1 protein-coding gene is annotated in these 1,186 nt (G+C 61.0%); it reads right to left on the reverse strand.

Annotated elements, in window-relative coordinates; genetic code table 11:
* Positions 1-472: 472 nt before the first annotated feature.
* On the reverse strand, positions 473-1,186 hold a 714-nt coding region (locus AAC083_RS16650; RefSeq protein ID WP_258224730.1), incomplete at its 5' end, for a DUF6685 family protein.

The following is a 1,186-nucleotide window of genomic DNA, read 5'->3' on the forward strand; positions in this document are numbered from 1 at the left end:
ATGAGTTCGGTACCGGACTGGCGGCCAAACTTCACCAGGTGCAGATGGTAGCCGGTTCCCATCGGCGCACAGGCGACTAGGGCCTTTGAAAAGCCCCCTTGCTCAAATACCCACTTCGCTTGCAGCTCTTTCATCGCGTATCCCTCCGTTGGTGATAGAGACAGTACGCCGGCAAACAATCAAATTCAATATTTGATTTTTCAAAAATGAATTTTGATATTGTGGGAGGATGAAAAAGGCCGCTACGGGAGCGGCAAAGAGCACGGCGTCGCATGTGCTGCAACGCACTGCCATTGTCTCGCAAGTCGGGACTCATGTCATGCCTGACGCCCCGGCTTATCGGGCCGGGGACTGTTTCATTCAAGGATTTAAAAATGAGAGAGGATCCTGGCGCGGTGGACAACTGCCGTACCGCAGGCCGTCCAGCAGGGGCTTGTCCCCTGTGGGCGGGGCAGTTGCCCACGGTGCGGGGTTAGCCGTGGCAACCGGCCATGATCGGCCCGACCGGATAGTCATTTTGTCGATGGACTTGCAGTTGCAGGTAACTCCCCAGATCGGGCACTCCAGCCTGACGCAGGGCGCTGGCCACCGTCATCGAGCGGCGGTCTGCCCTGGGCAGCAGCAGCACCCGTCCCTCGTTGTGGGGGCGAGGCAGGTCACCGGCGTACCAGGTGGCCTGCAGTGCCCGCATCGACTCAAACAGCTCGTCCCAGATCAGCGGATCGCGGGTGATGGCGAACAGCTCATACTCCTCAGTGAGGGCGTTGACGGCGGCAGGGTTGAGCAGGTAGCCCTTGAGCATCCCTGTGAGCTCGACCGGCTGGCGGGCGACACCGGCCAGGTAGCGGGCGGTCGCAAAATGATGGCTGCCGCCGCTGTTGATGAGGCAGATCCGGCCATCCCAGCCGTGGAAGAGAAAAGAGTCGCCGCGCCCCGGCTGCATGATCCTGACTTCGCCATGGGCCAGGTTGCGGGCAATGTTGTCGGGGCTCGGGTCATCAAGGTGGCCACGGCAACGGGCCTCGGCAAAGCCATCCAGATCGGTAAAGTCCTCGAGCGGGCTCTTGGAGGCGGAGAGCACCTGCACCTGGCGAATGTCACACGCCCAGTCTTCAAATTGTGCCTGTTCGCAGAGGGTGGCCAGGGCACCGACCAGGATGGCATGCCCCTGGTATTGGCCGTTGAC

Source organism: Aeromonas sp. HMWF014 (genome assembly GCF_963878295.1).
Classification (GTDB): domain Bacteria; phylum Pseudomonadota; class Gammaproteobacteria; order Enterobacterales; family Aeromonadaceae; genus Aeromonas; species Aeromonas popoffii.